At 66.3% G+C, this 753-nt stretch carries 1 protein-coding gene; it reads right to left on the bottom strand.

All coding sequences use genetic code 11. From position 1 onward, the window contains the following. The coding region (gene ftsZ / locus MOV74_RS39525) for a cell division protein FtsZ (protein WP_246933038.1) at nucleotides 1-753 on the bottom strand (753 nt) is incomplete at both ends.

Genomic DNA, 753 nt, shown 5'->3' with positions numbered 1-753 from the left:
GTTCGCGACGGGAGCGCTGGTCGCCTGGCTGTTGCGGGCGATCGCGGCCTGCTCGATGCCCGTGGCAACGACCGAGACGCGGATCAGTCCGTCGAGCGCTTCGTCGAAGGTTGCGCCGACGATGATGTTGGCGTCCTGGTCGACTTCCTCGCGGATGCGGGTCGCGGCTTCGTCGACCTCGAACAGGGTGAGGTCCTTGCCGCCGGTGATCGAGATGAGGAGGCCCTTGGCGCCCTTCATCGAGCTATCGTCGATCAGCGGGTTCGCGATCGCAGCTTCAGCGGCGGTCAGCGCGCGCTTGTCGCCGGAGGCTTCGCCCGTGCCCATCATCGCCTTGCCCATCTCGCGCATGACGGCGCGGACGTCGGCGAAGTCGAGGTTGATCAGGCCTTCCTTCACCATCAGGTCGGTGATGCAGGCAACGCCCGAATAGAGCACCTGGTCGGCCATCGCGAAGGCGTCGGCGAAGGTGGTCTTCTCGTTGGCGACCCGGAACAGGTTCTGGTTCGGGATGATCAGGAGCGTGTCCACGACCTTGTGAAGCTCGTTGATGCCGGCTTCAGCGGTGCGCATGCGGCGGCCGCCCTCGAAGTGGAACGGCTTGGTCACGACGCCGACGGTGAGGATGCCCATGTCGCGCGCGGTCTTGGCGATCACGGGAGCTGCACCGGTGCCGGTACCGCCGCCCATGCCGGCGGTGACGAACACCATGTTGGCGCCAGAGAGATGGTCGCGCAGCTCGTCGATCACCTC

This window comes from Bradyrhizobium sp. SHOUNA76 (assembly GCF_023006445.1).
Taxonomy (GTDB): domain Bacteria; phylum Pseudomonadota; class Alphaproteobacteria; order Rhizobiales; family Xanthobacteraceae; genus Bradyrhizobium.
The sequence above is the reverse complement of the archived record's forward strand: the minus strand, read 5'-3'. Positions and strand labels throughout refer to the sequence as shown.